This window comes from Azospirillum largimobile (assembly GCF_977007025.2).
In genome coordinates this window covers 2,340,972-2,353,807 of the sequence record NZ_CDRMUA020000001.1, presented here as the reverse complement: position 1 = coordinate 2,353,807, position 12,836 = coordinate 2,340,972, and the positions used below count along the sequence as shown (strand labels likewise).

Below are 12,836 nucleotides of genomic sequence, written 5' to 3'. Positions count from 1 at the left end.
CCGTCGGGTAGGATGCGCCCATGAGCGATTCGACCACTCTGTCCACAACCGAGGCGCTCGGCGCCGTGCTCGACGAGCATCTGCGCTGGATCGGCCAGTGGCAGCGCGCCGTTTTCTACCGTGAGGGCCGCGGCGGGGAGCGGTCGTCGGCCCCGGCCTCCTTCCAGGCCTGGTGTCAGGCCGCCAGCCGCGACGACCTGCTGCAGCAGCCGGCCGTGCAGAAGCTGGCCAACCTGCACGAGCAGATGCATCGCCAGGCCCGGCTGATCCTGCTGAAGGCGTCCGGCGGCGAACTGCCGACCGAGGCAGAATATGAAGGGGTGATCGGCCGTTTCGAGGAGTTCATGCTGCATCTGCGCCGGATGGAGCGCGCCTTCGCCGCCGCCGCGTCCGGCCTGGACCCGCTGACCGGCCTGCGCACCCGCCGCGGCATGAGCGAGGCGCTGGAGCGCGAGCACAATCGATATCGCCGCACCGGCCAGCCCTTCTGCGTCGCGCTGTGCGACATCGACAAGTTCAAGGGCATCAACGACAGCTACGGCCACGACATCGGCGACCGGGTGCTGGCCGCCACCGCCGCCGTCATCAGCCGCGGCGTCCGCAGCTTCGACGAAGCCTTCCGCATGGGCGGCGAGGAGTTCCTGGTCTGCCTGAAGGAAACCGGGCTGGACGAGGGCTATGCGGTGATCGAGCGGCTGCGCGTCGACCTGATGCGCTCGCCGGTGGTGCTGCCCGACGGCCGGGTGATCCCCGTCACCGCGTCCTTCGGGCTGGTGGAGGCAGTGTCCGACCTGACCGTCGACGATCTGGTGGTCTGCGCCGACCGTGCGCTCTATCAGGCCAAGAATTCCGGCCGCAACCGCGTGATCCGCTATGGCATCGACCGGCCGGAACAGAAGGCCGTTCCGGTGAAGGCGGGGCGGGGGTAGGGGCAAGCAGCAGCTTTCCGGTCAGCCCCCTTGGCCCCGGCCCCCCGGACGCGCTAGGATCGCGATAACCTTACCGTCAGCCGCGATCCGGATTCCATGCGCACCCTGCCCGAATTCCCCAACCTGTTCATCCTCGACCATCCGCTGATCCAGCACAAGCTGACCCATATGCGGAACAAGGAACGGTCGACCGGCGGGTTCCGCACCCTGCTGCGCGAGATCTCGCTGCTGATGGGCTATGAGCTGACGCGCGACATCCCGCTGACCACCGAGCGGATCGAGACGCCGCTGCAGCCGATGGACGCGCCGGTGATCCTGGGCAAGAAGCTGGCCGTCGTGCCGGTGCTGCGCGCCGGGCTCGGCATGTCTGCCGGCCTGCTGGAACTGGTGCCGTCGGCGCGCGAGGGGCATATCGGCCTCTATCGCGATCATGACACCAAGCAGCCGCACGAATATCTGGTGAAGCTGCCGCCGGCCGAAGGGCGGCTGTTCATCGTCGTCGATCCGATGCTGGCGACCGGCAACTCCGCCGCCCATGCCTGCGACGTGCTGAACCGCCATGGCGTGGACGACCACAACATCCGCTTCATGGCGCTGGTCGCAGCGCCCGAAGGCGTGCGCCGCTTCCACGAGTCGCACCCGGACGTGAAGGTCTTCACCGCCGCTCTCGACAGCCATCTGGACGAGAACGCCTACATCGTCCCCGGTCTCGGCGATGCCGGCGACCGCATGTTCGGCACCAAGTAAGGATACCCCCGTTCGATTCCGCCGGGCCGGCTGCCTTGGGGCAGGTCCGGTGGATGCGCGCGATGGGGGCTTTTTGCTCCGGTTTCTCTCGCCCGGAGCCTGCGCGGCAGGAAACAGAGCGTCCCGCCGTTTGAGACAATTCTGCGACTCTTTCCAGTGACCGGCCCAGTGACCGCCGGGTCAAGACAGGCATGCGCACGTATTCCCGGACTGGACGCATGGTCATTGTGGAAGTACAGCCCATATTTGCCGTGTCGGTCCCAAGTCATGGCGGATTGCCGGCCTGATGGCGGGAAGCGGCCATGCGCCATCCACAGGGCATGGGACCATCCCACTTGTGCGAAGGTCCCATGCGACGGCGGCTTGATTTCGATCAATGCCGGGTGGCGTATCGGTAAGGATCATGCCATTCTCTCGATGCGCCGGACGAATGGCCTAGCCCTTATGCCCTGAGCGGTGCAGCCGACCGTGTGGACGAACGCGAACGGAAACGCGCGATGGATTACGAAACTTTCTTCCGCAACCAGATTGCGACCCTGAAGCAGGACGGCCGCTACCGGGTGTTCGCCAACCTGGAACGCCATGCGGGCAACTTCCCGACGGCGACCTTCCGCGATTCCAACGGGCGCGAGCGTCCGGTCACGGTCTGGTGCTCCAACGACTATCTCGGCATGGGCCAGCACCCGAGCGTGCTGAAGGCGATGCATGACGCGCTGGACCAGGTCGGCGCCGGTGCCGGCGGCACGCGCAACATCTCCGGCACCAACATCTACCATGTGCTGCTGGAACGCGAACTGGCCGACCTGCACCACAAGGAAGCGGCGCTGCTCTTCACCTCGGGCTATGTGTCGAACGACGCGACGCTGACCACGCTGGGCAAGATCCTGCCCAATTGCGTGATCCTGTCGGACGCGCTGAACCACAACTCGATGATCACCGGCATCCGCAACTCGGGCGCCGAGAAGCACATCTTCCGCCACAACGACCCCAAGCACTTGGACGAACTGCTGTCCGGCATCGCTCCCGGCCGTCCGAAGGTGGTGGCGTTCGAAAGCGTCTATTCGATGGACGGCGACATCGCCCCCATCCATGACCTGTGCGACGTCGCCGACAAGCACGGCGCCATGACCTATCTGGACGAGGTGCACGCCGTCGGCATGTACGGCGCCCGCGGCGCCGGCGTGGCCGAGCGCGACGGGGCCATGGACCGGCTGACCATCGTCGAGGGCACGCTGGGCAAGGCCTTCGGCGTGCAGGGCGGCTACATCACCGGCTCCAGCGCGCTGATCGACTGCGTCCGCAGCTTCGCCGCGGGCTTCATCTTCTCCACCTCGCTGTCTCCGGTCCTGGCGGCAGGTGCCCTGGCCTCCATCCGCCACCTGAAGAACAGCCAGACCGAGCGGACGAAGCATCAGGAACGTGCGGCCACCCTGAAGCGGATGTTCGCCGATGCCGGCCTGCCGGTGATGCCGTCGGTCAGCCATATCGTTCCGCTGATGGTCGGCGACGCCCACCGCTGCAAGCGCGCCTCGGACGAACTGCTGGAGCGGCACGGGATCTACGTCCAGCCGATCAACTACCCCACCGTCCCGCGCGGGACGGAGCGGCTGCGCTTCACCCCGACCCCGCTGCACACCGATGCGCAGATGGGCATGCTGGTGGACGCGCTGCTGGACGTGTGGAGCCGGCTGGATCTGCGGCTCGCCGCCTGAGGCGAAGGCCCCTGTCAAAGACCCCTTTGGCGGTAAGGACGTTTTGTCCTCTGGACATATGGGTCGGCCATCCCTAACTTGGGGATAGTGTTGCGACCGGTTCGCAGTTTCTTTGCTGCGGGCCGGCCGTGACCGTGCCGTCCATTCCGTCCTTTCGTCTTTCCGGGGCATCGCCCAGGGGGTTCGCCATGTACCGTGACAACTCACTGATGCCGAAGGAGGCCGTGCGCCTCGTCGTCCTGGGCACCCTGATCCAGGGCGGGCCGTTGCGCTACGCCGATCTGGCCGGCTCCGTTCGTCATTTCCTCGACCGCATCATGGGTCCGTCGCTGGATCTGATGGGCACCTCGCTGGAGATGCTGCGCTACGAGGGGCTGATCGAGGCGCTGGACGGCAGCGGCATGGAAGACAACGCCCTGCTGGGGCCGACCGAGACCGGCCGGGCGGAGTTCGAAACGCTGATGCGCGCCAATGTCCGCGCACCGTCGGCCGATGGGCTGAACAAGCTGGTCATCGCGCTGAAGCTGCGCTTCCTGCACCTGCTGGACGTCGAGTCGCAGCGCGACCAGATCGACAACCTCGTGGCGCTCTGCGAGACCGAACTGGCCCGGCTGGGCGACCTGAAGCGGGCGGATGTCGGCAGCGACGTCGGCAGCGACAGCCACTTCGCCTCCTGGCTCGATCTGGACATCGCCCAGGCCGAAGACCGGCTGGCTTGGTTCCAGGGGCTGCTGGCGCGGCTCTGACATCTTGCACGACCCGGTAATTCCGTTACGCGCGGCGCGCCCTTGCACATAGGGGCGCGCCGCGTCTGTTTCGGCGCACGGTTTTGGTGTACGTTCGGGGTACCTCTCTCCCCGCGCCGGAATCCGCTCCATGGCCTCGTACCTGTCGACCGACGACCTCGAAGACCGCTTGCGCATGGAGTTCGTGGACGACGCGCGCGATCGGCTGGAGCTGATGAACGCGACGCTGGCGGACCGCGTGAAGGGTCAGCGCACCGATGCCGAGACCATCGGCGTCCTGCGGCTGGAGGCCCACAACTTCAAGGGCATGGGCACCAGCTTCGGCTATCCCACCGTCAGCCTCGTCGCCCACCGTCTGGAGGATTACCTCAGCGGCCTGAAGCGGCTGGACGAGAAGCAGCTGATCGACGCCCAGACCTTCATCGACCGCATCTCCGAACTGGTCGACCGCGCCGAACAGCCGCTGCTGGCCGAGACCAACCGGATCATCCGCGCGCTTCCGGTGCGCTACGAGTTCCAGGTCACCGACGTCGAGGTCCGCAACGTCGAGATCATGCTGGTCACCCCCTCCAAGGTCGTCGCCAAGAAGCTGGGGACGGAGCTGGCGGCCTGCGGCTTCCGCACCATGACGGTGACCGACCCGATCGAGTCGATCAGCCTCGCCGTCCGCGTGCCCCCGGACATGGTCATCGCGTCGATGGTGATGGACGGCCTGTCCGGCCTCGACCTGATCCGCGGCCTGCGCGCGATGAGTGTAACCCATCATGTGCCGATGGCGCTGCTGACCTCGCTGAACCTCGACCACCCGTCGCTGAAGGAGATCCCGCACGGCGTCTCCGTCATCCGCGTCGGCGAGCATTTCGGCGACGACTTCGCCGCGGTGGTGGCCAAGCACAATCTGGGTTGATCAGGCTGCCCCTCGTCTGAACGTCATCGTCATATAGCCGCGCTTGCGCCGGCGGGAATCCCCATGTTAGGCGTCGGACCGGTCCAACAGGCTGGAGCAGCGCCCGAATGACGGAGGTTCTTCGCCGGTACGGCCCGGTCCTGACCGGGGTGATCCTGCTGGCGGTGGCGCTGTGGCTGGCGCTGCTGGTGGTGCTGCCGCAGTTGATGATGATCGGCTTCTCCTTCCGGCCGTCGCTGCCGCCGTCCAAGCTCGGCGGGCCGGAGGACGTGTTCACGGTCAGGAACTACCTGACGCTGTGGACCAACCAGATCCATCTGGCGATCTTCCTGAAGACGATCTGGGCCAGCGCCCTGGTCACGGCGACCACGCTGGCCGTCTGCTATCCGGTCGCCTTCTATCTGGCCCAGGTGGCGCCGAAGCGGCGGCTGCCGCTGCTGATCCTGATGCTGGTCGTTCCCTTCTGGATCAACGAGCTGCTGCGCACCTTCTCCTGGTACATCATCCTGGCCTTCAACGGGCCGCTGAACGCGATCCTGCTGAATCTCGGCATCATCGACGAGCCGCGGCGCTTCCTGGGCGGCGATGGGGGGGTGATCGTCGGCATGGTGTATGTCTACATCCTGTTCATGGTCTTCCCGCTCTACAACGCCATCGAATCGCTGGACCGCAACCAGATCGAGGCGGCGCGGGATCTTGGCGCCGGCTGGCTGCGCATCCACCGTCGCATCGTGCTTCCCCATGCCAAGCCCGGCATCGCCGTCGGCTGCATCATGACCTTCATGCTGGCGGCCGGCAGCTATGCCGTGCCGGCCCTGCTGGGCGGGCCGAACAGCCGTTGGTTCACCGAGATCATCTACAACTGGTTCTTCGAGGGCGGGAACTGGAACCAGGGGGCGGCCTACGCCTTCATCCTGCTGGTGCTGTGCATCGGCTTCATCCTGGGCGCGATGCGGCTGTTCCGCGTCGGGCTGGCCGATATTGCGAAATGAGCCATCGCGACATGAGTCCGCAACCATGACCGCCGCCCGCCTCCGCCGCCTGCTGACCGGCGCCTACCTGGTGCTGTTCTTCGGCTATCTGTTCCTGCCGCTGGGCATCATGGCGGCGGCGACCTTCAACAGCAGCCGCTTTCCCACCGTGACGCCGTGGATGGGCTTCACGCTGAACTGGTTCCAGGCGCTGTGGGACGACCAGCGCATGTGGGCGGCGCTGGGCACCAGCTTGATGGTGGGGGCGGGGGTGATCGCACTGGCCGTGCCGCTGGGGCTGGCGGCGGCGCTGCTGCTCGACCGGCTGCACAGCCGGGCCAAGACCTTCCTCTACGCGCTGATGGTGTCACCGCTGCTGACGCCGGGGGTAATCGTCGGCATCTCCACCCTGGTGTTCTGGCGGGAGTGGTTCGGGGTCAGCGGCGGGCTGTTTCTGACCGTGGTCGCGCAATCGAGCTTCATCGCCGCCTATGCCATGCTGCTGTTCTCGGCAAGGCTGGAGCGGTTCGACCCGGTGCTGGAGGAGGCTGCGCTCGACCTCGGCGCCACGCATGGGCAGGTGTTCCGGCGCATCACGCTGCCGTACCTGATGCCGGCGATCCTGTCGGCGTCCCTGCTGGCCTTCCTGCAGAGCTTCGAGAACTACAACACCACGCTGTTCGTGCGCGGGCTGGACACCACCCTGACCGTCTACATCGCGACCAAGGTGCGCACCGGCCTGACCCCGGCGGTCAACGCGCTGTCGCTGGTGCTGATCGCGCTGACCATCCTGGGGGCCGTCGTCTACGAGATCCTGCGCCGGCGCGAGGCGCGCCGGCAGGCAGGGTCCGTAACTGCCTGAGGCTCAGTCCTCTTCCGCCTCGTCGGCGTCCGCCTCGATCTGGGCGGCGAGGTCGCGCAGCATGTCGATCACGTCTTCGTGGCTGGTCTCGTCCACGGCGGCGTTCACCGCGGCCTCGATCATGGCGACGGCGATGTAGGGGCCGAGCGGGCCACCTTCCTTGATCGCCTCATCCAGATGCTTTTCGGCGATCGACAGCGCCTTTTCGAACAGCGCCTCGGCCGTCTGGTTGGTGGTGTCCTTGCTCATCGTCCGGTCCGTTGCGGAGGGTTGGTTCGACTCCAATAACACGCCCAATCGGCGATTGGCGCGGGAATTCGCGGGGGCCGCCGCAAATAGCGACCGTAAACGGGAGGCCGGGCTTGCGCCACCCCCCGACCATACGCCACAGTCCGGAAGCGGATTGACCTATACGGCAAGGGAACAGCATGACCGGCACGCCCGACCTGACCAGCCCCGCCCTTTATCGCTTCTGGTGGGAGGAGCGCGTGCGCTTCAACGACCTGGACGCGGTGGGGCACGTCAACAACAACGCCATCGGGATTTATTTCGAACAGGCGCGCGTCGCCCTGATCCATCAGGTCGGCGGCTTCACCGACGAGGTTCCCTGGACCGTCGTGCTGGCCCGCAGCGTGATCGAATACAAGGCGGAGCTGCTCTATCCCAACACCGTGCGGGTCGGCGCGCGGACGCTGCGGCTGGGCACCAGCTCGATCACGCTGGGCTGCGCCATCTTCCTGGGCGACCTCTGCATCGCCACCCAGGAAGCGGTGGCGGTGATCGTCGACAAGGCGGCCCATCGCCCGACCCCGATTCCGGAACCGTTGCGCGCCAAGCTGCTGGAGGCGTAAAGGGAGGCCCACATCTCCCTCACCGGACCTCCCGTCATGACGCGCCCCGCAAAGCGCCCCTTCGCCAAGGGACGCCCGCCTGCCCGCAAGACCAACCATGCACCCGCCGAAACGCGGGAAGTGGAGGTCGCCATCACCGATGTCGGTGTGCGCGGCGATGGAATCGCGTTCGCCGACGGCTTGCGCCTGTTCGTGCCCTATACGGTGGCCGGCGACCGTGTGCGCGTACGCATCGGTGGCAGCGATGGAAAGGGGGAAGGCGTACGGGCCGAACTTGTTGAAATCCTTGAACCCGGCCCTGGCCGCCAAGTGGCGCCCTGCCGCCATTTCGGCCGCTGCGGCGGCTGTACGCTCCAACACATGGATGATGCGACGTACGCGGCCTGGAACATCGGGATGGTGCGCGGGGCGCTGGAACGGGTCGGGCTGGGTGGGGTGCCACTGGAACCGCTGGCGCGTACGCCGGCCGGTGCGCGCCGCCGCGCCCGCTTTGCGGCGCTGAAACGGGGCAAGCGCGTCTGGTTCGGATTCAATGAACGCCAGAGCCACCGGCTGGTCGACCTGGAGGAGTGCCCCGTGCTGGCGCCCCGCCTGTTCGCCCTGGTGGAGCCCCTGCGTGGTGTATTGGCGGAAATCCTGCCGGATGGCGGCGACGCCGATGTGGTGCTGACCGACCTGGAGGGCGGGGCCGACCTGCTGCTGGTCGGGCCGCGCAGCCTGGACCGTGCCGCGCGCGAGGCGCTGGTCGCCTTCGAGCCGGAGCGCATCGCCCGCATCGCCTGGCAACCCACCGACCGCGCGGCCCCGGAACCGGTGGCGAACCGCCGCCCGGCCTTCATCCGTTTCGCCGGCGTTCCGATCCAGCCGCCGCCCGGCGCCTTCCTGCAGGCCAGCGCCGAGGGCGAAGCCGCCCTGGTCGCCGCGGTGCGTGAGGGGGTGGGGGAGGCGGCCCGCATCGCCGACCTGTTCGCGGGCATTGGCACTTTTTCCATTCCGCTTGCGCAACAAGCGGCAGTTCATGCGGTGGAAAGCGACGAGCCGGCGGTGGTGGCGCTTGGCCGCTCGGTGCAGGGGCTGCGGCTGACGGTGGAGCGGCGCGACCTGTTCGAGAACCCGCTGAGCGCCAAGGAACTCAATCGTTACGATGCCGTGGTGTTCGATCCGCCGCGCGCCGGTGCGGCAGCCCAGGCAACGGCGCTCGCCGGCAGCAAGGTGCCACGGGTGGTGGGGGTTTCCTGCAATCCGTCGAGCTTCGCCCGCGATGCGCGGGTGCTGGTGGATGGCGGCTATCGTCTGGTGAAGGTCTGGCCGGTCGACCAGTTCCTGTGGTCGGCCCATGTCGAGGTGGTTGGCCTGTTCGAGCGGTGAGGGCCTGATGCCCCCTTCCTAACCCTCCCCCATCCTCGGCCGGCCGAAGGCCGGTCCGATCGTGGGAGAGGGAACTCCGCCGTATTCGCACTTAACTCCCTCTCCCGCAAAGCGGGGGAGGGTCGGGGAGGGGGCATTCGAAGCCCGCACTCCCCAAACACTCAATCCAACTGCAGCACGATCGCCTTGAGATAGGCCGACTCCGGCAGATGCGGGTGGACCGGGTGGTCGGCGCCGGCGCCGGCGCTGCGCAGGATGCGGCCGGTGCGGCCGGCATCGTGCAGGCCGCGGGCGACCTGTTCGGCAAAAGTCGGCGGATCGACATTGTGGCTGCACGACCCGCAGAGCAGAAAGCCACCGGGCGCCGTGATCTTCGCAGCAAGACGCGCCATCTTGCGGTAGGCGCGGCAACCGGCTCCCAGATCCTTCTTCGATTTCACGAAGGCCGGCGGATCGGCCACCACCACCTGGAAGGTCTCGCCGGCGGCGCTCAGCCGTTCCATCTCCTGGAAGGCGTCGGCCTTGCGCGCCTCGAACCGGTCGGCAACGCCGTTGGCTTCCGCGGCACGGGTGGCGTTCTCCAGGGCCAGGGCGGAGCGGTCGACCGCGACCACCTGGGTAGCCCCGGCCACCGCGCACTGGATGCCGAAGCCGCCATTGTAGCTGTAGAAGTCGATGGCCCGCCCGCCCTTGGCGAGCGAGGCGATGAAGGCGCGGTTGTCGCGCTGGTCGTAGAACCAGCCGGTCTTCTGGCCGTCGAGCGGATTGGCGAAGAAGGTCACGCCGTTCTCTTCCAGCCGGATCGGGCCGTCGATCTCGCCCTTCGCCAGCCGCGTCTCCTCCGTCAGCCCTTCCAGCGCCCGCTGAGTGCTGTCGTTGCGCAGGATGATCGCACGCGGCGCCATCACCTCGTCGACGGCGGCCAGGATGTCGTCGATCCGGTTGTCCATGAAGACCGAATTGGCCTGAACCGTCACCACGTCGTCGAAACGGTCGACGATCAGGCCGGGCAGCCCGTCGGCCTCGGCATGGACCACGCGGTAGAAGGGGCGGGAGAACAGCCGCTCGCGCAGCTCGACCGCGCGGCGCAGCCGGTCCGTGACAAAGGCGTGATCCACCACGGTCGCCGGATCGCTCGACAGCAGCCGCGCGGCGATCAGCGTGTGCGGATTGAAGGTGTAGATGCCCAACGGGGTCCCGCCGGGGTCCAGAAGCCGCACCGGGCTGCCGGGCGGGACCGCCTTGGCGATGGTGTCCATCTGGACTTCGTTGGAATAGACCCAGGGATGCCCCTGCATGACGCGCCGCTGGCGGCCGGCCTGCAGGTGGATCGGCGGGTACTTCTTGACGGGTTTGGTGCCGGTGTCGCTCATGGGGCCGCATCCTAACGGCAAATCGCCGCCGCGCAACGGATCCCTGTATCGCGCGGCCGGCGGGTTCTACTCCACTCCGCGCAGGCCCTCCGCCACGACGGGGGCATTGTCGTTGACCACGGCCAGATCCTTGCAGAAGCGGATCGTCTCCTGCCGGTGGCCTTCGGTGCGGAAACACTCGGGGATCGGGTTGCGCCGGGCATCCAGCGGGATGGTGCGCTCCGGCAGGGTGGTGTGGATGGCGGCGCAGCCGAGCCGTCGGGCCAACGCCTCCATCGCCCGCAGCAGGGTCTCGGCGATACCGGCCACGTCGAACAGGTCCAGCACCACGAAGTTGTCGACGCTCAGCACCCGGCCGTGGCGCAGGTGCGGCTCCACCACGTAGGAAAACAGGCCGTGCATATAGCCCTGGGCGTTCTGCACGGTGATGATGCCGGCATCCGCGGGCAGGCCGGAGCGTCCGGCGCCACTACCCTTGGATGCGGTACCCAACACCGCTGCGGCAAATGCGCGCCATTGGTCGACCCCCAGTCCCGGCGAGATTGCGCAGACCAGCGGGTAGGCTTGGTCGATCTGGCGTCGACCAAGGGGTTTCGCGATGAAACTGTCGTCCATTTCAGTCCGGCCGATTGCAAGGACACTGAACGATGGCAGGGCGGGCCCGCCAGGGTCGTTGACGTAGATCAATGTTGTACAAGCCCCCCCTACACATAGTGGGGCCCATTGGAGACAGGCGCGCCCGGCGTCCCTCTTGGCATTCCCGAGTGCAACCTGTCCCGCTCCTTAACAGTACGTACCCAGTGGTGGTGCAACCCAGACGGCGCGGCCTCACGGCCGCCCGGGGCAAACGGGAGAGATTGTATGACATCAGCGACTCTGACTTCAGGGGCCACCCTGGGCAGCCAGCGGGTGTCGGAAGACGTGCGTTACCATGAGGACGCCATCCGACTCTTCGTGATCGCTGCAGTGTTCTGGGGCGTGGTCGGTTTCCTGGCCGGCACCTTCATCGCTCTGCAGCTGGCCTTCCCGGCGCTGAATCTCGGGCTGGAGTGGACGAGCTTCGGGCGCCTGCGCCCCGTCCACACCTCGGCCGTGATTTTCGCGTTCGGCGGCAATGTGCTGTTCGCCACCTCGCTCTATTCGGTTCAACGGACTTGCCGTCAGCATCTCTTCGGGGGCGAAGGGCTGGCGAAGTTCGTTTTCTGGAACTACAACGTCTTCATCGTGCTCGCGGCGCTGAGCTACGTCCTGGGCTACACCCAGGGCAAGGAATACGCCGAGCCCGAGTGGATCCTCGACCTGTACCTGACGGTCGTCTGGGTGCTCTATGCGGTCCAGTTCATCGGCACGGTGATGACGCGGCGCGAGTCGCACATCTACGTGGCGAACTGGTTCTTCATGGCGTTCATCCTGACCGTCGCCATCCTGCACATCGGCAACAACGTCAACATCCCGGTGTCGCTGTTCGGCATGAAGTCCTACAGCTTCGTGTCGGGCGTGCAGAGCGCGATGGTGCAGTGGTGGTACGGCCACAACGCGGTCGGCTTCTTCCTGACCGCCGGCTTCCTGGGCATCATGTACTACTTCGTGCCCAAGCGCGCCGAGCGGCCGGTCTATTCCTACCGGCTGTCGATCGTCCACTTCTGGACCCTGATCTTCCTCTACATCTGGGCCGGCCCGCACCACCTGCACTACACCTCCCTGCCGGACTGGGCGCAGACGCTGGGCATGACCTTCTCGGTCATGCTGTGGATGCCGTCCTGGGGCGGCATGATCAACGGCATCATGACCCTGTCGGGCGCCTGGGATAAGCTGCGCACCGACCCGGTCCTGCGTTTCCTGGTCACCTCGGTCGCCTTCTACGGCATGTCGACCTTCGAAGGCCCGCTGATGTCGGTGAAGCCGGTCAACGCCCTGTCGCACTACACCGACTGGACCGTCGGCCACGTGCACTCCGGCGCTCTCGGCTGGGTCGCCTTCGTCTCCTTCGGCGCGATCTACTATCTCGTGCCGGTGCTGTGGAAGCGCTCGCAGCTCTACAGCATGCGTCTGGTCAGCTACCACTTCTGGACCGCCACGATCGGCATCGTGCTCTACATCACCGCCATGTGGGTGTCGGGCATCATGCAGGGCCTGATGTGGCGTGCCTACGACAACCTGGGCTTCCTGCAGTACTCCTTCGTGGAGACCGTCGCGGCGATGCACCCGTTCTACGTGATCCGCGCGATGGGCGGCGTCCTGTTCGTCATCGGCGCTCTCATCATGGTCTACAACCTGTGGCGCACGGCGAAGGGCGATGTCCGCATCGAGAAGCCCTATGTCACCACCCCGCACAAGGCGGCGGTCGGCGCGGCCTGACGCTAGGGAAGG

General features: G+C 66.8%; 13 protein-coding genes. 10 read left to right on the top strand and 3 right to left on the bottom strand.

Features of this window, described 5'->3' with window-relative positions; all coding sequences use genetic code 11:
- Positions 1-20 precede the first annotated feature (20 nt).
- The 7 genes from ACWPKK_RS11115 to ACWPKK_RS11085 all read left to right on the top strand — a co-directional run bounded on the left by ACWPKK_RS11115 (position 21) and on the right by ACWPKK_RS11085 (position 6,874).
- Positions 21-929: a diguanylate cyclase gene (locus ACWPKK_RS11115; RefSeq protein ID WP_452003765.1), complete on the top strand. Its 909-nt coding sequence runs from the start codon at positions 21-23 to the stop codon at positions 927-929.
- Positions 930-1,025: 96 nt separating this feature from the next.
- Entirely contained in the window at positions 1,026-1,676 is a 651-nt protein-coding gene (gene upp, locus ACWPKK_RS11110; protein ID WP_324868801.1) for a uracil phosphoribosyltransferase, read from the top strand.
- 497 nt (positions 1,677-2,173) lie between these two features.
- A complete protein-coding gene (hemA, locus tag ACWPKK_RS11105) occupies positions 2,174-3,388 on the top strand; it encodes a 5-aminolevulinate synthase (RefSeq protein ID WP_324868800.1) in 1,215 nt (404 codons plus the stop codon).
- A 188-nt stretch (positions 3,389-3,576) separates the two neighbouring features.
- On the top strand, positions 3,577-4,134 hold the full coding sequence (locus ACWPKK_RS11100) for a hypothetical protein (protein ID WP_324868799.1): 558 nt from the start codon (positions 3,577-3,579) through the stop codon (positions 4,132-4,134).
- A 130-nt stretch (positions 4,135-4,264) separates the two neighbouring features.
- Positions 4,265-5,041, top strand: coding sequence for an Hpt domain-containing protein (locus tag ACWPKK_RS11095; RefSeq protein ID WP_324868798.1), 777 nt, complete (start codon positions 4,265-4,267; stop codon positions 5,039-5,041).
- A 107-nt stretch (positions 5,042-5,148) separates the two neighbouring features.
- Positions 5,149-6,033 (top strand): ABC transporter permease, encoded by an 885-nt coding sequence (locus ACWPKK_RS11090; RefSeq protein ID WP_324868797.1) that lies wholly within the window; start codon positions 5,149-5,151, stop codon positions 6,031-6,033.
- Positions 6,034-6,058: 25 nt separating this feature from the next.
- On the top strand, positions 6,059-6,874 hold the full coding sequence (locus ACWPKK_RS11085; protein ID WP_452003760.1) for an ABC transporter permease: 816 nt from the start codon (positions 6,059-6,061) through the stop codon (positions 6,872-6,874).
- Between the two features lie 3 nt (positions 6,875-6,877).
- On the opposite strand, the gene ACWPKK_RS11080 is transcribed toward ACWPKK_RS11085, so the two are convergent.
- Positions 6,878-7,123: a hypothetical protein gene (locus ACWPKK_RS11080; protein ID WP_014248877.1), complete on the bottom strand. Its 246-nt coding sequence runs from the start codon at positions 7,121-7,123 to the stop codon at positions 6,878-6,880.
- A gap of 179 nt (positions 7,124-7,302) precedes the next feature.
- Here ACWPKK_RS11080 and ACWPKK_RS11075 point away from each other — a divergent pair, with 179 nt between their 5' ends.
- Complete coding sequence (locus ACWPKK_RS11075) at positions 7,303-7,725, top strand: acyl-CoA thioesterase (protein WP_452003757.1); 423 nt, start codon at positions 7,303-7,305, stop codon at positions 7,723-7,725.
- Between the two features lie 36 nt (positions 7,726-7,761).
- Positions 7,762-9,093 (top strand): class I SAM-dependent RNA methyltransferase, encoded by a 1,332-nt coding sequence (locus ACWPKK_RS11070; RefSeq protein WP_452003754.1) that lies wholly within the window; start codon positions 7,762-7,764, stop codon positions 9,091-9,093.
- Between the two features lie 161 nt (positions 9,094-9,254).
- Here the strand turns inward: ACWPKK_RS11070 and ACWPKK_RS11065 are convergent, their stop codons facing one another.
- The gene (locus tag ACWPKK_RS11065; RefSeq protein WP_452003752.1) at positions 9,255-10,466 is read right to left on the bottom strand and encodes a class I SAM-dependent rRNA methyltransferase; all 1,212 of its coding nucleotides are present in this window, start codon (positions 10,464-10,466) and stop codon (positions 9,255-9,257) included.
- Positions 10,467-10,532: 66 nt separating this feature from the next.
- Entirely contained in the window at positions 10,533-11,081 is a 549-nt protein-coding gene (locus tag ACWPKK_RS11060; RefSeq protein ID WP_452003750.1) for a hypothetical protein, read from the bottom strand.
- Between the two features lie 246 nt (positions 11,082-11,327).
- Here ACWPKK_RS11060 and ccoN point away from each other — a divergent pair, with 246 nt between their 5' ends.
- Positions 11,328-12,824, top strand: a complete 1,497-nt coding sequence (gene ccoN / locus ACWPKK_RS11055; protein WP_149223981.1) for a cytochrome-c oxidase, cbb3-type subunit I — start codon at positions 11,328-11,330, stop codon at positions 12,822-12,824.
- The last annotated feature ends 12 nt before the right edge of the window (positions 12,825-12,836 follow it).